Source organism: Janthinobacterium lividum (assembly GCF_011601275.1).
GTDB classification, from domain to species: Bacteria; Pseudomonadota; Gammaproteobacteria; order Burkholderiales; family Burkholderiaceae_D; genus Janthinobacterium; species Janthinobacterium lividum_E.
Genome location: NZ_JAAOLY010000007.1, coordinates 65,493 through 85,258, shown reverse-complemented (window position 1 = coordinate 85,258; position 19,766 = coordinate 65,493). Strand labels below are relative to the sequence as shown.

21 protein-coding genes are annotated in these 19,766 nt (G+C 64.8%); 6 read left to right on the top strand and 15 right to left on the bottom strand.

The window, feature by feature from the left end; all coding sequences use genetic code 11:
- Nucleotides 1-3: 3 nt before the first annotated feature.
- Together GYK42_RS12625 and GYK42_RS12620 are read right to left on the bottom strand one after the other, a co-directional pair.
- Entirely contained in the window at nucleotides 4-582 is a 579-nt protein-coding gene (locus GYK42_RS12625; protein WP_346768088.1) for a YfiR family protein, read from the bottom strand.
- 194 nt (nucleotides 583-776) lie between these two features.
- Nucleotides 777-2,429 carry a Na+/H+ antiporter gene (locus tag GYK42_RS12620; protein WP_166447779.1) on the bottom strand — a complete coding sequence of 551 codons (1,653 nt, stop codon included), beginning with the start codon at nucleotides 2,427-2,429 and terminating at the stop codon, nucleotides 777-779.
- 190 nt (nucleotides 2,430-2,619) lie between these two features.
- On the opposite strand from GYK42_RS12620, the gene GYK42_RS12615 reads away from it, so the two are divergent.
- The 4 genes from GYK42_RS12615 (at nucleotide 2,620) to GYK42_RS12600 (ending at nucleotide 7,503) form a co-directional block, all read left to right on the top strand.
- Nucleotides 2,620-3,918, top strand: coding sequence for a cytochrome c (locus GYK42_RS12615; RefSeq protein WP_166447778.1), 1,299 nt, complete (start codon nucleotides 2,620-2,622; stop codon nucleotides 3,916-3,918).
- A 16-nt stretch (nucleotides 3,919-3,934) separates the two neighbouring features.
- Nucleotides 3,935-4,402 (top strand): (2Fe-2S)-binding protein, encoded by a 468-nt coding sequence (locus GYK42_RS12610; protein ID WP_166447777.1) that lies wholly within the window; start codon nucleotides 3,935-3,937, stop codon nucleotides 4,400-4,402.
- Nucleotides 4,395-6,713: a molybdopterin cofactor-binding domain-containing protein gene (locus tag GYK42_RS12605; RefSeq protein ID WP_166447776.1), complete on the top strand. Its 2,319-nt coding sequence runs from the start codon at nucleotides 4,395-4,397 to the stop codon at nucleotides 6,711-6,713. The genes GYK42_RS12610 and GYK42_RS12605 overlap by 8 nt, the downstream gene beginning before the upstream one ends.
- A gap of 130 nt (nucleotides 6,714-6,843) precedes the next feature.
- Nucleotides 6,844-7,503: a dienelactone hydrolase family protein gene (locus GYK42_RS12600; RefSeq protein ID WP_166447775.1), complete on the top strand. Its 660-nt coding sequence runs from the start codon at nucleotides 6,844-6,846 to the stop codon at nucleotides 7,501-7,503.
- A gap of 20 nt (nucleotides 7,504-7,523) precedes the next feature.
- Here GYK42_RS12600 and fghA read toward each other — a convergent pair whose 3' ends face one another.
- The 6 genes from fghA to GYK42_RS12570 form a co-directional block, all read right to left on the bottom strand.
- Nucleotides 7,524-8,393 carry an S-formylglutathione hydrolase gene (fghA, locus tag GYK42_RS12595; RefSeq protein WP_277346592.1) on the bottom strand — a complete coding sequence of 290 codons (870 nt, stop codon included), beginning with the start codon at nucleotides 8,391-8,393 and terminating at the stop codon, nucleotides 7,524-7,526.
- Between the two features lie 56 nt (nucleotides 8,394-8,449).
- Nucleotides 8,450-9,313: an NAD-dependent protein deacetylase gene (locus tag GYK42_RS12590; RefSeq protein ID WP_166447774.1), complete on the bottom strand. Its 864-nt coding sequence runs from the start codon at nucleotides 9,311-9,313 to the stop codon at nucleotides 8,450-8,452.
- Between the two features lie 46 nt (nucleotides 9,314-9,359).
- The gene (gene lepB, locus GYK42_RS12585) at nucleotides 9,360-10,031 is read right to left on the bottom strand and encodes a signal peptidase I (protein WP_166447773.1); all 672 of its coding nucleotides are present in this window, start codon (nucleotides 10,029-10,031) and stop codon (nucleotides 9,360-9,362) included.
- A 193-nt stretch (nucleotides 10,032-10,224) separates the two neighbouring features.
- Nucleotides 10,225-10,470, bottom strand: a complete 246-nt coding sequence (locus GYK42_RS12580) for a hypothetical protein (protein WP_166447772.1) — start codon at nucleotides 10,468-10,470, stop codon at nucleotides 10,225-10,227.
- On the bottom strand, nucleotides 10,467-10,718 hold the full coding sequence (locus GYK42_RS12575) for a hypothetical protein (protein ID WP_166447771.1): 252 nt from the start codon (nucleotides 10,716-10,718) through the stop codon (nucleotides 10,467-10,469). Before GYK42_RS12575 ends, GYK42_RS12580 begins: the two co-directional genes overlap by 4 nt.
- Before the next feature lie 131 nt (nucleotides 10,719-10,849).
- Nucleotides 10,850-11,389, bottom strand: a complete 540-nt coding sequence (locus tag GYK42_RS12570; RefSeq protein WP_166447770.1) for a GNAT family N-acetyltransferase — start codon at nucleotides 11,387-11,389, stop codon at nucleotides 10,850-10,852.
- 83 nt (nucleotides 11,390-11,472) lie between these two features.
- On the opposite strand from GYK42_RS12570, the gene GYK42_RS12565 reads away from it, so the two are divergent.
- Nucleotides 11,473-11,865: a VOC family protein gene (locus GYK42_RS12565; protein ID WP_166447769.1), complete on the top strand. Its 393-nt coding sequence runs from the start codon at nucleotides 11,473-11,475 to the stop codon at nucleotides 11,863-11,865.
- 1 nt (nucleotide 11,866) lies between these two features.
- Here the strand turns inward: GYK42_RS12565 and GYK42_RS12560 are convergent, their stop codons facing one another.
- A complete protein-coding gene (locus tag GYK42_RS12560) occupies nucleotides 11,867-12,451 on the bottom strand; it encodes a DinB family protein (RefSeq protein WP_166447768.1) in 585 nt (194 codons plus the stop codon).
- Nucleotides 12,452-12,695: 244 nt separating this feature from the next.
- On the opposite strand from GYK42_RS12560, the gene GYK42_RS12555 reads away from it, so the two are divergent.
- The gene (locus tag GYK42_RS12555; RefSeq protein WP_166447767.1) at nucleotides 12,696-13,613 is read left to right on the top strand and encodes an HDOD domain-containing protein; all 918 of its coding nucleotides are present in this window, start codon (nucleotides 12,696-12,698) and stop codon (nucleotides 13,611-13,613) included.
- A 36-nt stretch (nucleotides 13,614-13,649) separates the two neighbouring features.
- Here GYK42_RS12555 and GYK42_RS12550 read toward each other — a convergent pair whose 3' ends face one another.
- From GYK42_RS12550 to GYK42_RS12525, 6 genes are all read right to left on the bottom strand, one after another.
- Nucleotides 13,650-14,351, bottom strand: a complete 702-nt coding sequence (locus GYK42_RS12550) for an ABC transporter ATP-binding protein (RefSeq protein WP_166447766.1) — start codon at nucleotides 14,349-14,351, stop codon at nucleotides 13,650-13,652.
- Nucleotides 14,344-15,057: an ABC transporter ATP-binding protein gene (locus tag GYK42_RS12545; RefSeq protein WP_166447765.1), complete on the bottom strand. Its 714-nt coding sequence runs from the start codon at nucleotides 15,055-15,057 to the stop codon at nucleotides 14,344-14,346. The genes GYK42_RS12550 and GYK42_RS12545 overlap by 8 nt, the downstream gene beginning before the upstream one ends.
- Nucleotides 15,050-16,024: a branched-chain amino acid ABC transporter permease gene (locus tag GYK42_RS12540; protein ID WP_166447764.1), complete on the bottom strand. Its 975-nt coding sequence runs from the start codon at nucleotides 16,022-16,024 to the stop codon at nucleotides 15,050-15,052. Before GYK42_RS12540 ends, GYK42_RS12545 begins: the two co-directional genes overlap by 8 nt.
- Nucleotides 16,021-16,893: a branched-chain amino acid ABC transporter permease gene (locus GYK42_RS12535; protein ID WP_035817692.1), complete on the bottom strand. Its 873-nt coding sequence runs from the start codon at nucleotides 16,891-16,893 to the stop codon at nucleotides 16,021-16,023. The genes GYK42_RS12540 and GYK42_RS12535 overlap by 4 nt, the downstream gene beginning before the upstream one ends.
- Before the next feature lie 106 nt (nucleotides 16,894-16,999).
- Nucleotides 17,000-18,166 (bottom strand): ABC transporter substrate-binding protein, encoded by a 1,167-nt coding sequence (locus GYK42_RS12530; RefSeq protein ID WP_058047972.1) that lies wholly within the window; start codon nucleotides 18,164-18,166, stop codon nucleotides 17,000-17,002.
- Between the two features lie 60 nt (nucleotides 18,167-18,226).
- Nucleotides 18,227-19,765, bottom strand: a complete 1,539-nt coding sequence (locus tag GYK42_RS12525; protein WP_166447763.1) for a class I adenylate-forming enzyme family protein — start codon at nucleotides 19,763-19,765, stop codon at nucleotides 18,227-18,229.
- Between the last annotated feature and the right edge of the window lies 1 nt (nucleotide 19,766).

Sequence of the window (19,766 nt, the reverse complement as noted above, 5' to 3'; positions counted from 1 at the left end):
CACTCATGGCGGCGGTCCCTTGCGACGTGCAATTTGCAAGGCGTTCGGATGTACGCGCAGGCCGCTGCGGGCGATGGCGTCGAGGTTGACGTCAAAACCGATCTGCGCCTCGGCAAGGCGCAGGCAGAACATGGTGCCCACCGGGCAGGACGTGCCCGGCTCTGCGACCGACAAAATCGGCTTGCCGATGATCTGCGCCAGCAGATGTTCGCGTTCGCCCTCGGGCAGGCTGCCCATGTAGACGACGTCGCATTCGCTGGGCGTGCTGGCCGCCGTCGGGATTTTCACGCGGATGCGCTGGCCCAGGTTCGAGGCGGGCGTGTCGACGATGGCCGCGCCATAGCGGGGCGCACCGAGCATGCAGACGCGCACTTCCTGGCGCGCCACGGGCCAGCGCACATAACTGATGATGCCAAACAGAACCTGGGCCACCTCGGCCGGACGCCTGGCGTCGGCCGTCGCGCCCGTTTGCGCCCACGCCGCGCACGGCGCCAGGGCGCCGCAGACGAGCAGCGACGCCAACAGCACGGCGAGCAGAACGGGCGGCGCGGGGCGCTGCCGGTGGCGAGGGGAGGAGGGCACGGCGTCGGTGTCTTTATGCAGGTCTGGTGGCTATTCAACTAGTTACTCAGCAACACAGACTCTACGGAAGTCTCTGTTGAAAGTAAATCACGGCATGACGCCATAAACCTTGCATTATAAACACGAATATAAAAACTTGCATTCTTTACCATGAGAATTACTTGCCAACACTGTCATCACGCGTCAAAGTGTTGCTATTCTTCCAGTGTCGCTTCCAGCAAGTCGATTTCGCGCAGCAGGCGCAAATGGATGGTGTCGTCCAGTTCACCCGAGATGCGGCGGCGGAACAACTCATCGCGCTCGGCATTGAGCGCTTCCAGGCGTAGCGCCCGTTCGGCCTTGGCCAGTTCCTGCAGCCGCACCGCCTCGTCGTTGCTGCTTTCGCCGTACGCGAGGCGGCGGCGGTAGGCTTCGATCAGGCGGTTGGCCGCTTCCGTGACGACTTGCTGCTTGTCATTCTTGTCGATGCCTTCGCACACTTTTTCCAGCCGTGCGATGGCCGCTTCGGCGGCAGCGGCGCGGGCGTTGCGCTCTTCCGTCGAGCGGCGCGCGGGCGGCGCGAACACGAGGCCCTTGGTCAGCAGGGGCAGGGTGACGCTGGCCAGCAGCAGCGACAGCAAAATCACGCCCATGGCCAGAAAGATGACGAGGTCGCGCGCGGGGAAGCGCGTGCCGTCAGGCAAGAACAAGGGCAGCGTCAAAATGCCGGCCAGCGTCAGCGCGCCGCGCACGCCCGCGAACGACGCCACCAGCAGCAGGCGCAGGCTGGGGCGCGCCAGCAGCGCCGCGTCCTTCGGTTCCCCCGCCACCTTCTTGTGGTGCTTGAACAGGGTCAGTTTCATGGAAATGAAGACCCAGAGGAAGCGCATGAAGGTCAGCCCCACCGTGATGGCGACGACGAACAGGGGCAGTTTCCAGGCGCTGCCGGCGCCGATTTCGGCCGATGCGGCCGGCAAACCGGCAACGGTGGTGGGCAGCTGCGCGCCCAGCATGACGAAGATCACGCCATTCAAGACCAGTTGCACGGTATCCCACACGGCCTTGCGCTGGGTGCGCGTGGCGGCCAGCGGGCGGCCGATCAGGTCGGCATAATGCATGGACACGCCCGCCGTGGCGGCGGCCAGGATGCCGGAGCCGTGGATCTGCTCGGCACCCAGGTAGGCGGCGAACGGGATCAGGATGCTGATGAGGATTTGCAGGCCCGGCTCTTCGCCAACCTTGCTCACCAGCCATTTATTCGCCAGGCCCACACCCCACGAAATGGCCAGGCCGATGACGATGCCGCCACCCGCTTCCTGCAGGAAACTCAGCGAAGCAGCGCCGATGGAAAAGCCGCCCGTCATCATGGCGCCCACGGCAAACGTGAAGCAGACGAGGCCCGACGCGTCGTTGAGCAGGGATTCGCCTTCGAGGATGTGCATCAGGCGCGGCGGGATCGGATTGCCGGCGGCGATCGCCGACACGGCCACGGGGTCCGTCGGCGACAGGATGGCGCCCAGCGCGAAGGCGACGGCCAGCGGCACGCTGGGAATCAGCCAGTCGATGAAAAAGCCCATGCCCAGCACGGTAAACAGCACGAGGCCGATGGCCAGCATCAGGATCGAGCGTGCGTCGGAAAAGAAGGCGCCCTTGGGAATGCGCCAGCCATCGAGAAACAGCAGCGGCGGGATGAAGAGCAGGAAGAAAATGTCGGGATCGAGCGGCACTTGCACGCCAAACACGGCCAATCCGGTGCCGCCGGCGATCTGGATCAGCGGCAACGGCAGTTTGACCCAGCGCGAGCGGGCGAGAAAGCCGCACAGGACGACGGTCAATACGAGGATGAGGATGATGGTAACGGTATGCATGAAGGAGCGGCGGCGTGCTGAAACGCTGATTATAAGGTGCGGCCCGCCTGCGGGCACGGCCTGCGTGTCATTGCGTACATACAACAAGTCACAATCGCGGTAAGATTCTCCCATTCATTGTCACAATCTGCCCTGCTGTTGCCGTCCGTGCGCGGCAGGCGCGTGCCTGGCCTTTTACCGGACTCCTGTTTTGCTCAAGAAAATCTTCACCGGCCTGCTGCTGTCGCTGGCATTGCTCATCGTGGCGGCCCTGGCCGCGTATCTGTATTACTGGCGCCCCGCGCTGGCGCCCATCGATCCGCCTGCCGCCACGGCATTTTCCCCGCAAGTGGTGGAGCGTGGGCGCATCCTGGCCGGCATGGGCAATTGCGCCGCCTGCCACACGGCCCAGGGCGGCGCCGAGTACGCGGGCGGCCACGGCCTGGCCACGCCGTTCGGCACGATCTATGCGACGAACATCACGCCGGACAGGCAAACGGGCATCGGCCGCTGGTCGCTGGCCGCCTTCCAGCGCGCTATGCGCGAAGGCGTGGGCCGCGACGGCGCCCATTTGTATCCTGTCTTTCCGTACACCCATTTCAACCTCGTCTCGGATACGGATTTGACGGCCTTGTACGCGTATTTCATGACGCGCCCGCCCGTGTATGCGGTGGCGCCCGCCAACAGCGTGCCTTTCCCCCTGAACTTGCGGCCCTTGCAGGCAGGCTGGAAGCTGCTGTTTTTCAAGCCGGCCGGCTTTCAGCTGAATCCCGCGCAAGGCCTGGACTGGAACCGGGGCCGCTACCTTGCCGAAGGCCTGGCCCATTGCGCCGCCTGCCACACGCCGCGCAATGCGCTGGGCGCCGAGCTGGCCGGTTCGTCCTATCTGGGCGCGGCCATCGACCACTGGTATGCGCCGGCCTTGACCAGCGCCAACACGGCGCCCTTGCCGTGGACGCAGGACGAGCTGTACGCCTTTTTGCGCACGGGGGCGACGGCCTTGCACGGCGTGGCGGCCGGACCCATGTCGGCCGTCGTGCACGAAGGCATGGGCGCTTCGCCCGATAGCGATATCCGCGCGCTGGCAACGTATTTTGCCGGCGTGGCCGGGGCGGAGCAGCGCCAGGTGGATACCGATACCGTGGTAAAGGCCGGCATCGCCCGCTCGCAGCGCGTCAGCCTGGTCGACAATGACCGTGGCGCCAGCCTGTACGTGGCCGCCTGCGCGTCGTGCCATTCGAACAGCGATGGCAAGCCTGCGGCCCTGCGGCCGGAACTGAGCCTGAACAGCGCCGTCAGCGCGCCCGATCCCGCCAACCTGATCCAGGTGATATTGCACGGCTTGAGCAAGGACGAGGCCATGTCCGGCGTGCTGATGCCCGGCTTTGCCGCCTCGCTGACGGACAACGACGTGGCCCAGCTGGTCGCCTATCTGCGCCGCAGCCGCAGCCACCAGCCGGCCTGGACGAATCTGGAAGCGGCCGTGGCACGCGCACGCACCGGCAAGTAATTACTGAAAGTTTTTTATGTACAACATTACCGTGAATGGCCAGCCCTTCGGCACCGAGACCGACGCCGGGACGCCCCTGCTGTGGGTGCTGCGCGACGAAGTTAAATTAAAAGGCACGAAATTTGGCTGCGGCATCGGCATGTGCGGCGCCTGCACCGTGCACGTGGATGGCCGCGCCATGCGCTCGTGTATCACGCCGATTGCCACCGTGGCCGGCTGCGCCATCACCACCATCGAAGGCCTGTCGCCGGATGGCACACACCCTTTGCAGCGGGCGTGGCTTGCCACGCAGGCGCCCCAGTGCGGCTATTGCCAGTCGGGCCAGATCATGCAGGCGGCCACCCTGCTGAAAGACTATCCGCAGCCGACGGATGCGAATATCGATGCCGTCATGAGCGGCAACCTGTGCCGCTGCATGGCGTATGTGCGCATCCGCAAGGCGATCAAGCTGGCGGCCGGCATGCAGGAGGCGTCCGGTGTTTAAGTTGCCGAAAGAAAATTCAGGGATACGTGCTCCTTCGCCGGGCCGGCGCGGTTTCCTGATCGCCGCCGCCGGCACGGGGTTTACCCTCGCCTTTTTGCGCGCCGACAGCTCCCTGGCCGCAGGCAAGGCGGCGCCCGTGCCGCCAAAGCAAAGCGCCGCAGCCGTGTTCGACCCCAGCATCTGGTTCCAGATAAGCCGCGACGGCATCGTTACCGTCAACATCGCCAAGGCGGAAATGGGCCAGCACATCGGCACGGCCCTGGCGCGCATCGTGGCCGAGGAGCTGGAAGCGGACTGGAGCAAGGTACGCCTGCATTACGTGGACACGGACCCGAAATGGGGCTTGATGGTGACGGGCGGCAGCTGGTCCGTGTGGCAGAATTTCGACCCGCTCAGCCGTGCCGGCGCGGCCGGGCGCCTGGCGCTGGTCGAGGAGGGCGCGCGCCTGTTGCGCGTGCCCGTGTCCGCCTGCCACGCCAGGCTGGGCGTCGTGCATGGCCGGGGGCGGTCGATCAGCTATGGCGACATCGTGCGCCGTGGCAAGCTGGCGCGCCAGTACACGCCCGAGCAACTGAAAGCCATCGTGCTGAAAACGCCGCAGCAGCGCAGCCTGGTCGGCCAGAACGTGCAGGCGCTCGACATCCCCGCGAAAATCAATGGCACGGCCCTGTACGGCATCGATGCGGAAGTCGAGGGCATGCTGTTTGCACGCCCGAAGATCCCGCCCACGCGCTACGGCGCGAAAGTGGTCTCCATCGACGATACGGCGGCCAAGAAGGTACAGGGCTACCTGCGTTCGTTCGCCTTGCAAGACCCCAGCGGCACGGTGCCCGGCTGGGTCATTGTGGTGGCCGAAACGTATGCGGCCGCCATGCGCGCGGCCGAGCTGGTGCAAGTGAAATGGCGGGCCGGCGCGGCCGCCCACGTGGCGGAACAGGACATTGTCAACTACGCCACCAAGCAGCTGGCCGATGCCAGCCTGGGCGCCCGCGTCGTCGATGATGACGGCGTGGAGCAAGCGTTCAACGATGCCAGCCTGCAGCTGGAACGCCACTACACGACCAGCACCGTGCTACATTTCCAGCTGGAACCCGTCAATGCCCTGGCGCAGGAAGTTGACGGCGTCTGGCACATTCATGCGGGCAACCAATGGCAATCGTTGATCCTGCCCGTGCTGGCGCAAGCGTTGAAGGTGCCCGAGAGCCGTGTCATGCTGCACACCTATCTGCTCGGCGGCGGCTTCGGACGGCGCCTGAATGGCGATTATTGCGTGCCGGCCGCGCTGGCGGCGCAAGCCGTGGGCCGCCCCGTCAAGATGATTTGCACGCGGTCCGACGACGCCCGTTTCGATTCGCCCCGTTCGCCCTCCGTGCAGCATGTGCGCATGGCGTTCGATGCGGATGGCAAGGTCTCGGCGATGGTACATGAAGCCAGCGCGGGCTGGCCCACGCAAGCCATGATCCCTGCCTTCCTGGCCAAGGATAAGCAGGGCCATCCGTATGACCCGTTCGCCATCGCTGGCGCCGACCACTGGTATACGGTGGGCGCGCAGCGCGTGCGGGCCGTGTCGAACGACCTGGCCAACAGCAGTTTCCGCCCCGGCTGGCTGCGCTCCGTGGGCCCCGGCTGGACGAATTGGGCGGTGGAAAGTTTCATGGACGAGGCGGCGCAGGCGGCCAAGGTCGATCCGCTGGCTTTCCGTTTGTCGCTGTTGCAGGCGACGGGGCGCAATGCGGGCAGTGCGCCGAACGCCGTCGGCGGTGCCGCGCGCCTGGCCCACGTGCTGCGGCGCGTGGCGGAAAAAGCAGGCTGGGGCACTGCAATGCCGCCCGACACGGGACTTGGCATCGCCGCCACGTTCGGCCAGGAACGCGACATGCCCACCTGGACGGCGTGTGTTGCCAGGGTGAAAGTAGACCGCAGCACTTGCATGGTGAAAGTCGAAAAGCTGTTCATGGTGATCGACGCGGGCAGCATCGTCGACCCCGATGGCGCGCTGGCGCAGGCGGAAGGAGGCGCCCTGTGGGGCGTGAGCATGGCCTTGCATGAAGGCACTGCCTTCCTGAACGGCGAAGTGAAGGATACGAACCTGAATACCTACACGCCCCTGCGCATGGCTGACGTGCCCGAGCTTGACATCGAATTCGTGGCCAGCACGGCAACGTCGACGGGCATGGGCGAGCCGCCCACGACCGCCGTGGCGCCGGCAATCGGCAACGCCATCTTCGCCGCCGTGGCTTCTCGCGTGCGGCATTTGCCGATCCGCCCCGAAGCCGTGCTGAAGGGACTGGACCGGCACGGCGCCGTCTGATGCGGGCGCGTGGCGAATTTGACGTGCGCCGCGCGTGAACGGGCGCAGGCTGCTACACTGAGGCTAGCCGCCTTGGGCATGCAGGCTGTGCCCGGCCCGGCAAGATCCCAGCTCGATAGCGGAGGCAGCCATGCAAGAACAATTTGTCAGCATCACGGCCGATGAACTTCAAATGGACGGCGTGCTTGAAATGCCCGAGCGGCCCGTGGGCATCGTCCTGTTTGCCCACGGCGCGGGCGCCGATAGCGACTATCTGGGCGCCTCCAGCCACGCCACCTCCCAGGATTTTTTGCGAGCGGGCATCGCCACCCTGCGCTTCGACCAGGCCGGTGTCGAGCCCGGCGGCGGCAGCAATGGCCACGCGTATTTCGTGCGCAGCGATATCGTGCTGCTGGCGCGCCAGCTGGAAAAAGCCCTGGGCTGGCTGCAAGTGGACCCGTCCACGCGGCGCTTGCCCTGCGGCCTGTATGGCTATGGCACCAGCGCGGCCGTCGTGATGCAGCTGGCGGCCTGGCGCAGTGCGGAAATCGCCGCGCTCGCCGTTTGCGATGGCCAGGTGGAAATGGCGGGCAAGGCGGCCCTGGAAAACGTGCGCGTGCCGTCTCTGCTGATCGTGGGCGGACGCGACCCCGACGTGGCTGGCCTGAACCGCATGGCGTTTGCCACCTTGCGCTGCGACAAGCAACTGGAACAGATCGCCACGCCTGGCGGCCCCGACACCCGTCACCAGGCGGCCCTGCTGGCAACGGACTGGTACACGCGCCATTTCAACGGGCATACCAGCACGTAGCAGTAGAGTAGATCAATAGATCAGGCAAGGGCGCGCAGATTCCTTGCGTGGAAGCGCACATGTTCTTCCATGAAGCTGGCGATGAAGTAATAGCCGTGGTCATAGCCGGCATGGCGGCGCAGCCTTAATGGCTGGCCGGCGTCGCGGCACGCCGCTTCGAAGATGTCGGGGTGCAGTTGCTCGGGCAAGAATTTGTCGGCCAGGCCCTGGTCGATCAAGATGCCTTCGGGGAAGAGTGGCGGCTGGCCCTGCAGGCCGCGCATCAGCGCGCTGGCGTCGTACTGCTGCCAGCCGGCTGTATCGCCGCCCAGGTAGCCCGTGAATGCTTTTTTGCCCCACGGACATTGGCTCGGCGCGGCGATGGGGGCGAAGGCGGACACGGAGCGGAACAGGTCAGGATTGCGCAAGGCCAGCACCAGCGCGCCATGGCCGCCCATCGAGTGGCCGAAAATCCCCGTGCGTTGCGCATCGATCGCCAGTTCCTGCTCCAGCAGGGCGCGCAGTTCCAGCAGGTAGCTGTACATCCGATAATGGCTGCTCCATGGCGCTTCGGTGGCGTCCACGTAAAAGCCGGCGCCCGCGCCGAAATCCCAGGAGTCGCTTTCGCCCGCGATGTTCGCGCCGCGGGGACTGGTGTCGGGCGCGATCAGGATCAAGCCTTCCTCGGCCGCCACGCGCTGCGCGCCGCCCTTGATCATGAATGTTTCTTCCGTGCAGGTCAGGCCCGCCAGGTAAAACAGGGCGGGGCGCCTGGTGGTGACCGTGGCGCCTGGCGCCGTGTCGGGAATGAAGGCCGAGAAACGCATGGGCAAGCCGATGGCTTGCGCATCGTGGCGATAAAAGCGTTGTACGCCGCCAAAACAGGCGTGTTCACTCAACAGTTCCAGCATGAATTCTCCTCGTTAATGCCACAGTATAGCCAGAGCGGCGCAGGGCCGGCACGGGATCAGCCCAGCATGGCCGCTAATGCAGGCAAGATGTCTTGTGCCGGAGCATTAGTCTTGAATGCCAGCAAATGGTCGGCGCGCGTCTTGCCCATGTTGATGGCGGCCACGGGCTTGCCCGTTTCAGCCGCCATGCGGCACAGGCGAAAGCTCGAATACACCATGACGGACGAGCCCACCACCAGCAGGGCGCTGGCCGTGTGCATCTTGCGTTCGGCCTCGGCCGCGCAGGCGGCAGGCACGCCATCGCCGAAAAACACCACGTCGGGCTGCAGGGTGCCGCCGCAGCGGGGACACACGGGCACGTGGAAAGTGGCCAGCTGCGACGGCTCCAGCAAGGCGTCGCCGTCGGGCGCCGGCGTGGCCGTGGCGCCCAGCAGTTGCGGATTGTCGCGTTCGAGCTGCTCCTGGATCAGGCGGCGCGTGTGGCGGGTACGGCAATCGAGGCAGACGACGCCATGTATGCTGCCGTGCAACTCCGTGACGGCGGCACTGCCTGCCTGCTGATGCAGGCCATCCACGTTTTGCGTGACCAGGCCGCCTATTCTCTGGCGTTGGGCCAGTTGGGCGATGGCCAGGTGGCCAGGATTGGGCGTGGCGCGCGCCAGGGTCGGCCAGCCCACCATGCTGCGCGCCCAGTAGCGGCGGCGCACGGCTTCCTGGCGGCGAAAATCGGGGCCTTGCACGGGGGCATTGCCGTGCCGCACGCCTTCCGTGTCGCGGTATGCGGGTATGCCGGACGCCGTGCTGATGCCGGCGCCCGTCAGCAGCAGCACGTCGGGATGACGCTGCAGGAACTGCGCCAGTTGCTCGAGAGCGTCGTTGTCACTGGCTGGCTGCTGGCTGGCGAAGGAAAAATTTTGCATGATGCGCCATGCTAACCGAAAAGCACGGCGCCGTTGCAAGGGCTGTTTATTCGAGTTTCATGCCGAAACGCTGCAGCCGCGGCTGCCAATGCTCCTGGATATTGGCCGAGACGAGGATGCGTTCGGCCTTGCCGATCAGCAGTGCGCGGGGCACGAAGCCGAAATAGCGCGAGTCGGCGCTGTTGTCGCGGTTGTCTCCCAGCATGAGGAAATGGTCGGCCGGCACCGTCACGGGGGCAAAGCTGCGCGCCGCGCCTGCGATTTGCGGCAAGACCTGGATGCTGTGCTGTTCCGTCTGGTTGCGTTCGCTGATGCGCTGCGCCGTCAGCTGACCTACATGGGCGATGGTTTCAGGCGCCGTGTCGAGCGCCGTGTATTGGGCGGGCTGGCCATTGATGACCAGCTGTTCATTGCGCATTTCCACCGTGTCGCCGGGCAGGGCGATGATGCGCTTGATCAATCGCGTGCCGTCTTTGGGCGAGGAAAAGGTGACGATGTCGCCGCGGGCCGGTTCGCCCAGGCGCTGCAGCACGATATCGGTGAGCGGCACTTTCAGGTTGAAGGCGAGGCGGTTGACGAAGACCACGTCGCCCTCGAGCAGGTTGGGACGCATGGACGCCGACGGGATGGGATTCCAGTCCGCCACGGCCGTGCGGAACACGCCGAACAGCAGCAGAAACATCAAAAAACCTTTGTTGGTGCGCATCCATGTGCTCATGTCGGCTCTTTCGCTGGGCTGTGCCCGTGATGGTGATGGGAAACGCCAAGGCTGCTGGCGACCTGTTCACGATGCACGGCGAGGCTGAAGCCAGTCTTAAATGAGGCAGTTCGAGGCTGATTCGGCGACCAATGCGCAGGCAAATGGCAGGTATGGCGCACCGCTGTTGCGTGCACGCATCACCATCCCGGTTTCAAGGGTGCCGGCACGGTGTCTGCGTGTCGTCGCCGCCATTGTGCAGGCGCTTGCCGTGCATGTCATCCCACAGCTCGCCGAGCGCCACCAGCAAGCCGCCGCCCACGAAGGGGATGGCCACCAGCCATGGAATGCTGTCGAGCCAGGGTCCCAGCACGATGGCCGAGGCCACGGCGATGACGATGGCGCTGTACCAGAAGCGGCGCGGATGCCGGAGAGTCAGCAGGTAGTGCAGATTGTTCATAAATCCTCCTTGGTCAGCATGCGGAACAGCCGGGCGGCCAGGATGCTGCTGACGGCGATGACGATGCAGCCGTCCAGGAAAAACAGCACCTTGCCGACCAGATGCATGCCCTGCACGAGATAGGTGGGCAGTTCCCGCGCTTCCGCCCACTGTGTCATGCGCGCCAGCACAATGGCGGCGGCAAAGATGACGACGGCCAAGGCCAGCACCACCAGCACGTGTTCGAACAGGCGTAGCCGCAGTTTCATGTTGGACTTGGCAAGGTTGGGAAGATTCCCGCACCTTGACGTTATCAGTCCAATATCGCGCTGCTTTGCGTTGTCACAAAGTCGCCCCTGATAGGATAAAAGTCGCGTTGCTGACGGAAAAATGCGCTATCTCAGGCCAAGGCTTGTGTGTTGCGCCGTTCAAAATACAGCAGATCCGACCAGGCATTCTGGAAAAACATGGCTTGTTCCGATTTGCCATATTGATGAAAGCCGTTGCGCTGCATGACGGCGACCGAGCCCAGGTTTTGCGGCCGCGCCGTCGCTTCCAGGCGCCACAGTTCCAGCGCGCCGAACGCTTCTTCCAGCAGCAGGGCCACCACGCGCGTGGCGTAGCCGCGTCCGCCGAACCGTTCGCCGATGCGGTAACCGAGCGCTGCCTTGTTGAAATAGGGGCGAGTGACGCCCGTCAGGTTGACCCTGCCGATGATTTGCCCGTCCAGCTTGGCCAGGTACTGGTAGGCGCGGTCTTGCTCGCGTTCGCGCTGCGCCTGCTCGATGGCGGCGGCGATGGCTTCGTGGTGATAGTAGGACGGCGCGCGGGCCGTGACCCAGTTTTCAAAATACGCGCGGTTTTCCAGTTCGAAGGCCAGCAAAGCGGGGAGGTCGGCGCTGGAGGGGGGAAGCAGCTGGAGGCGGTCGAGGTCTGGCATGGGAGCGTGTCGGAAAGCGATGCGCCATTATAATCAGCTGGCGCATTTCTTCGCACACCCGCTTGCATTCATGAAGGAGCAGCATGCTGTCCCATATCTGCCTCGGTACCAACGACTTTCCCCGTGCCTACGCCTTCTACACGGCCTTGCTGGGCGAACTCGACCTGATCGAAAAATTTCATGACCGGGCCAAGCCCTGGGCCGGCTGGATGGCGCAGCAGGCGCCGCGGCCCCTGTTCGTGCTGACGGCGCCGCATGACGGCTTGCCCGCTACGCCCGGCAATGGGCAGATGACGGCCTTGCTGGCGGCCAGCCGCGCGCAGGTGGACCGCTGCCACCAGGTCGTGCTGGCGCTGGGCGCCGTATGCGAAGGGCCGCCCGGTTTGCGCCCCCATTACCACGCTCATTATTATGGCGCCTACTTCCGCGACCTGGACGGCAACAAGCTGTGCGTCTGCTGCCACGCCGAGGCATAGTTCAGCGTTGGCCCCAGATATCGTCTTCCGTCCAGCCCAGCTCCGCAAAATCCTGCGCCCGCAGGTCCGCTTCGCCGGCGCAAAAGAATTCATCGAGTTGCGGCGGCGCGATGCGCGTGCCGGCCAGCATGGCGTGCACTTGCCCCCGGTGGTGGATCTGGTGCTGGAACAGGTGCGCCAGCATGCGCTGGCGCGTGTCGACTTGCGGCGTGTCGCGCAATATCGTCACGGGCCGCGCCAGGTCCGCATCGCACAGGCTGCGGCAATGGGCGATCAGGCGCAGGTCCGACGCGTGCTGGGCCGCGTGCAGGGTTGCGCAATCCGTGAACGGTTCATCCTGTTCAAAGAAGACATAGCAATCGGCATGGGGCGCTTCGCCGCGCAGCTCGCGCTCGAGCGCGTCTAGATAAAACCAGTCGCATGTGAGGATGTGGTTCAGGGTGGACTGGATGGTGGGGAAAAAACTGACGCGCGTGGCCTGGAATTCGGCCTGCGTCAGTTGCCCGCAAGCTTTCAGCAGGCGGTGGTTGGCCCATGCGTTGTTGTACGCCTGGCTGGTGATGTAGTGTGCAAGTGGATTGTTCATGATGGGTCGCTTGTCGAGCATGGCAGGGGGCATGTCGTGCCACTGTAGCATGTTGCGGCAGGTGGACAAAGCGGCCACGTCCGCCCCACCGGCGCTGCCATCATCAAGTAAAATCGCGGGGCGGATTTCGCGATAGTGATGCAGATAGGGCTGGAAGAACAAAATGGGTTGGATAGGAAAATTACTGAACGGCGGCGACGAAAAAAACAAGCCTGCGCCTCGCGCTGCTGCGGCAGCGTCCGAGATGGCACGGCAGCCGGCCACCATCACCGAAATCGACGCCATCTACTACCGCTGGCTGGCGGCGGCCGGTTCGGCGCAGGCGACAAAGCAGGCCGAACAGCAGATTCTGGATGAATTGACGCGCCTGGCCCGTGAGCCGATCGCTGGCGCCGCGCTCGTGCCGCGCATTCCGGCCATCATTCCGCAGTTGATGCGGACCTTGCAAAATGAAAACATGAGCGCGGCCGAATTGTCGCGCCAGCTGGCCCAGGACGTGCTGCTGGTGGCCGAAGTCTACCGCGAAGCGAACCGGCCCCGCTACCATTCGCGCTACAACGCCAGCCCGTCGATCAACAACATGGAAGGCGCCATCATGCTGCTCGGGCAAAACGGCATGCGCATGCTGCTGGCCCGCGTCGCCTTCCGCCCCATCGTCAGCATGCAAAGCGGCGGACTGACCATACGCACGGCGCCGCTGATCTGGCGCCAGTCCGAGAAATGCGCGCTGGCGGCCAACTTGGTCGCGCCGGCCATGCAGGCCAACGCCTTCGACGCGTATCTGGCGGGACTGATGGCCAATGTCGGCCTGGTGGTGGCGTTCCGCCTGATCGACCAGATGCATGCGCCCGATGCCTTCCCGCAATCGGACGCCTTCATTGCCCAGGTGTTCGCGCAAGCGCGCATCCTGTCGGTGCGGATCGCCGAATTATGGGAGTTTCCCGAGTCCGTGACCCGCGCGATCGGGCATGCGGGGCAGACTGATGCCGATCCGCAGGCGCAAGCGCTGGCGCAGGGCGAGCGCTTGAGCAAGCTGCGCATGCTGGTCGATACGGGCCGCTTTCCCGCCGACGATCCTTTCGTCATGGCCGGACTGGGCAAGAGCGAGCTGCTGGTGTTCGACAAGCTGGCCGACGAGGACGACGAGGACGACGAGGCGTGATGCCAACCGCGTGCAGCGGATTCCGGCTGATATCGCTCAGCGCGCAAAATACAGTTCGTGCAGGTGCTCGAGGTCGACGTCAAGCGCCGCCTGCGACAGCGCTACTTTACCGCTTTGCATCAGGTAGACGTGATCGGCCACGCCCACGGCCCGCGCCGTGTTCTGTTCCACGAGGATGATGGTGCGCTTGCCATCGTTCAGGCGCGCGAGGATCTCGAACAGTTCGTTGACCACCAGCGGGGCCAGGCCCAGCGACGGTTCGTCGATGATCAGCAGCGACGGGTCCGACATCAAGCCCCGCGCCATCGCCAGCATCTGCGCCTCGCCGCCGGAGAGTGACCCGGCCAGCTGCTTGCGGCGTTCGTGCAGGCGCGGGAACATGGCGTAGGCTTCGGCCAGGCGCGCCGGCATGTGGCTGCGGTGCTCCTTCGGAAACGCGCCCATGATCAGGTTTTCTTCCACGCTCATGTCGCGGAACGTCATGCGTCCTTCCGGAATCATCGTCACGCGCGCATCGCTCATCTTCCACGTCGGCGTGCCGTTGATGGCCACGCCGTCGAGCGCGATGCTGCCCGCGCCGACCGGCAGCAGTCCCATGATGGCGCGCAGCAGGGTGGTCTTGCCGGCGCCGTTCGGGCCGATGATGGTGGTCAGCTTGCCCTTCTGGATAGCCAGCGACACATCCCACAGCACATTGATGGCGCCATAGCCGGCGCGCAGGTTTTCAACTTTAAGCATGGGCTGCCCCTGTATAGCTTTCGATGACGGCCGGATCGCGGAAGACGGCGTCGGGCGTGCCGTCGGCGATCAGCTGGCCAAAATTGAGCACGGCCACGCGCTGGCACAGATTGCTGATGGTTTCGATGTCGTGCTCGATCATGACGATGCCCACGCCAAAGGCCGCGTGCAAGTCCTTCAGCATGCCCATGAAGCGGCGCTTGCCATTCGTTTCCAGGCCCGCCAGCACTTCGTCGAGCAGCAGCAGTTTGGGGTTGGTGGCCAGCGCCTTGGCCACTTCCAGCGCTTTCAATTCCGTCAGCGCCAGTTCGCTGGCCGCGTCGCGCCCGGCCTTGTCGGCCAGGCTCGTGAATTCGAGGATTTCATCGATCTTGCGCTGGTCCACCTTGCCGGTGCCGAAGCGCTGCGCCACGATCAGGTTTTCGCGCACCGTCAATTCATGCATCGGTTGCGGAATCTGAAAGGTGCGGCCCAGCCCCAGGCGAGCGCGCTGGTACATGGGCGTGGCCATGATGTCGCGCCCCTCGAAGCGGATGGCGCCGCTGGTGGGGCGCACGAGGCCGGAAATGGCATTGAACAGGGTGGTCTTGCCGGCGCCGTTCGCGCCCACGAGGCCGATCACGTCGTGGCTGCCCACGTTCAAGGTGACGGAATCGACGGCCGTCAGGCCGCCGAAGCGCACGGAGACATTATCGAGTTCAAGCATGTTGTTTCTCCTTCGCTTTGAACGCGTTTTTCAGCCATTTCTGCAGCAGCGGCAGCAAGCCGTTCGGACTGAAGACAATCATCGCCACCAGCAGCACGCCCAGCACCAGCTGATGGCCCGTGGGGATCAGCGACTTGAAGATCAGCTGGTCGACCAGGTAGACCACCACGGCGCCCAGCACGGGACCGAGTATCGTGCGGTAGCCGCCGAAGATGGCCGCCACGATCGGCAACGTCACCCACAGGCTGTTGAAGGCGTAGTCCGGTTCCAGGAAGTTGATGTAATGGGCGTTGAAGGCGCCGAACAGGCCGGCCATGAAGGCCGACACGAGCAGCATCGCGCCTTTGAGCAAGGTGCTGTTGACGCCGACGACGCGCGTGGCGTCTTCGCTGTCGTGCATGGCGCGCGAGGCGATGCCGTAGTGGCTGGCGCGGATGCGGCTGTAGGCAAAGGCGCAGCACACCACCAGGGTCAGCACGACCAGGTAGGCGCCCGTCTTGCTGGCCAGATCGAAGCCGAAGACGGTGGGCAAGGTGGGAATATTGTTGATGCCGCCGGCGCCGCCCGTCACCGAACTCCATTCCGTGGCCAGGATGCGGAAAATGTGGGCATAGGCGAGGATGGCCAGCGCAAAATACGGCCCGCGCAGGCGCAGCACGGGCAGCATGATGACGGCGGCGATGGCCGCGCCCGCGCCGCCCAGCAGCATGGCGGCAAACACGGGCAGGCCCAGTTTCACGGTGGCCAGCGCGGAGACATACGCGCCCACGCCGAAGAACGCCGCATGGCCGAAGCTGACCATGCCGCCCAAATTCCCCAGCAGGGCCCAGGACATGGCCACGCCGCCGATGATCAGGGCCGCCACCACCATGCTCATCACATACTGGTTGGCGCCCAGGGCCAGCGGCACGGCGACGTAGGCGGCCAGCAGCAGGCCCGCCGTGGAGATCAGTGTCGAGCGCTTCATCCGCGCCTCCGTTGTGCACCGAACAAGCCGTTCGGCATGATGAACAGCACCAGCAGGAACAGCACCATGCCGGACAATTCCTGCAGCGCGGAGCTGGCCAGGGTGACGGTCAAGGCTTCGGCCACGCCCAGCAGCACGGCGGCCAGCAGCACGCCGGGGATCGAGCCGATGCCGGCCAATACCGTGATGATGAAGGCTTTCACCGTCAGCGCGCCGCCATAGGCGGGCTGGATCACGCCATAACTGAACAGGGCGACACCGGCGAAGGCGGCCAGGATGCCGGCGACCAGAAAGGACACCAGTTCCGTGCGGCCCGGATCGATGCCCATCAGCTTGGCCGCGTCGCGGTTGCTTGAGACGGCGCGCACGGCGCGGCCATACCAGCTGGTCGACAGCCAGCGCCACAGGGCCGCCATCAGCACCAGGCTGACGCCAAAGAAAATCACTTCGCTGCGCATGCTGAAAAACGGGCCGATTTCAAAACCTTCCTGCAGCCAGCTCGACGACGTCGAGCGGATGTCCGCCTTCCATACGAGCAGAATGAAATTGGTGAGGATCACGCCGATGCCGTAGGTGAGGATCAGCGAATTGATTTCACGGTCTTTCTTGATGCGGCTGACGATCAGGTACACGCCCACGGACGTCAGGCTGACGATCACCAGCGCGATGGGAATGGCGAACATGGGCCCCAGGCCCAGGCCCGACTCCACGCTGTAGGCGATGTAGGCGGCCAGCAGCACCAGTTCGCCGTGCGCCAGGTTGATCACTTTCATGGTGCCGAAGACCAGCGCCAGCCCCAGTGCGATCAGGGCGTAGGAGCCGCCCTGCAGCAAGCCCGAATACAGGGCTTGCAAGATTAATTCTGTCATGTCGTCATCCCGTCAGGCAGTCCTGGCGCAGTAGCTACACTGCGCAGGACTGCCGTTCATCGGTGCGCGCCCGGCAGGCGCGCGCGTGTGCAGCGGGAGGCTGCTGTTACCAGGGCAGGGCGGGATAGGCCAGCTTGCCCGTCGCGTGTTCCTTCGGCCAGACGATGACCACTTTCTTGTCCTGGTGCTGCGCCATGCGGTGCACGAAGTTCTGGTTGTCGCCGTTGGCGGCGAACTGCACGCGGCCGATCAGCGTTTCGCGGTCCGTCTTGCGCATTTCCTCGGCCACGCCGCCTTTCTTGAGCGTGCCCTTGTCGGCCGCGCGCGCGATCGCTTCGAACAGCAGCATCGATTGCACATAGCCAAACTGGCCCAGGTAGTCCGGTTCCTTTTTGTACAGCTGCTTGTAGGCGTCGCTGAAGGCCTTGCCGTCGGCTGTCTTGAATTCCGTCGGGAAGGGCAGTAGTGCCGTACCGAACACGTTCGGCATCAGGTCGGGGAAGTCGGCCGCCATCTTCGGTGTGGCGAGCGACCACACGCCCACCATGGCCTTGATCTTCGGTTTCAGCACGCGCGCGGCGCGGATGATGCCCACGTAATCGTTTTCGTAGCCGACCATGGCCACGACTTCCGATTTATCCTGCAGCTTGATCTTGTTGATGATGGGCTTGAAGTCGGTAATGGCCGGGTCGAACGAGTGCGTTGTCACCTTCACGCCCTTGGCGGCCAGGGCTTTTTCCACGTCTTTCGCCAGGCCCGTGGTGGCGTCCTTGGTCGAATACACGATGGAGACGGACTTGGCCCCCACGTCCTGCAGCAGTCCCAGCATGGCTTTTTCGTAGCCGGCCGTGTTATTGATGCGGAAAAAATTCTTGCGCCCGCTGCTCACCAGGCTGTCGTCCACGCCGCCCGAGGTGATGTAGACGAGGCCCAGTTTATTCGCCGTGTCCGAGGCGGGCGAGATATTGTTCGAGCCATAGCCGCCCGTGATGGCCACCACGCCCTGGCTGGCCAGCTTTTCCACGGCGGCGATGGCCTTGGCGGGCGCCGATTCGTCGTCGACGGTGATGATCTTGATCGTGTGCTTGCCGTTGGTCTTGTTGAATACCTCGGCCGCGACCATGATCCCTTCCTGCATGCCGGCGCCGACGCGCGCCAGGTTGCCCGTCAGCGGGATTTCCGCGCCGACCAGGAATTCGTCGGCGCTGGCTTGCGTCATCCAGGCGCTGGCAACCAGCGCTGCCATGGCGATGCGTGTGTAGGTGCGTTTCATCGTGTCTCCTCCGGTGATGTGGCTTGGTTTTATTGTCGTGTCTGGTACTGCATGGTCAACTTATCGTGCATTCTGCGCCATTTGCCGCAGCTGCCCCTTTAAAATCTTGCCCGTGGCGGCCGCCGGCAGCGCTTCCATGACGATGATGGCGGACGGGCACTTGTACGGCGACAGCGTCTGCGCCAGCCAGGCCTGCAATTCTGCCACGCTGGCGGGCTGGCGCGGGTCCAGTTCCACGTAGGCGATGACGTCCTCGTTGCCATCGTCCAGGGTGCGTCCCACCACAGCCGACTGCACCACGGAAGCGTGGGCGTTGAGCGCCGCTTCCACTTCCAGCGGATACACATTGAAGCCGGAGCGGATGATCAGTTCCTTGGTGCGGCCCACGATGAACAGCGCGCCGTCAGGGTCCTGGCGTGCCATGTCGCCTGTGTTGAGCCAGCCGCCATCGCGCATGGTGGCCGCCGTCATGGCCGGCTCGCGGTAATAGCCGGCCATGATGTTCGGCCCGCGTATCCATAATTCTCCTGGCTCGCCCGGCGCCACGTCCAGGCCGGCCACGTCCACCACGCGCACTTCCACGCCCGGGATCGGCGTGCCGACGGAATCGTCGAGGCGCGGCGCTTCCAGGCGCGTCTGGCTGATGGTGGGCGCGCTTTCCGTCATGCCATACCCGTTGTGCAAGGCCGTCCCCAGCAGCTTTTCCACCTCGTGCTTGAGCGACGGCGCCAGCGGCGAGCCCCCCGCGTACGCAAAGCGCAGCCGCGTCGGCAGGGGAGTCTCCGCGCCGCCCAGGGTTTGCAGCAGCTTGGCGTACATGGCGGGCACGCCCTGCACGATGGTCAACTCATCGTCTTTCAATGCGGCCAGCAGGCCATCGACGGAAAAGCGCGGCACCAGATACAAAGCGGCGCCCGCATACAGGGTGCCCAGAGCCACCGAGGCCAGGCCGTACACGTGCGAAATCGGCAGCACGCCGTAGGCGCGGTCGGTGCGCGTCAATCCCCGCAAGGTGCTGGAGACGGCGGCGATGAACAGCAGGTTGCGGTGCGTGAGCATCACGCCTTTTGACTGGCCCGTGGTGCCCGTCGTGTAGATCAGCGCGGCCACCTGTTCGTTGCCGGGAACCGTGTCTTCCGCGATGGCAGCGGCGTTCAATTCGCCCGCCAGCAGCTCGCCCACGCCATCGACGGTGACGGGGCTGGCGCCGCGACGCGCCGCATGCGCGGCCGCTTCCGGCGAGGCGCCGGCCAGGAACAGCACGCGCCGTGCGCTGGAATGCGCGGCGATGGTGTCGATCTCGCGCGCCGACAGCCGTGCATTGACGTTGACGATCCACGCATCGATGCTGGCGGCCGCGAAAATCAGCGCCACCTGCAGCGCGCCGTTTTCGCCCACCACCATCAGGCGGTCGCCGGCGCGCACACCGAGCTGGCGCAGCAACTGCGCTGCGTCTTCTACACTCTGCTGCAGCTGCGCATAGGTCCAGTGGCGGCCCCCTTCGTGCAGCGCCGGCGCATCGGGCGCGCGCGCGGCCCAGTAGGCGGGGATGGCCGACAGGCGCGCCGGCAGGCCGGCCAGCAGGGAAGGGATGTCCATC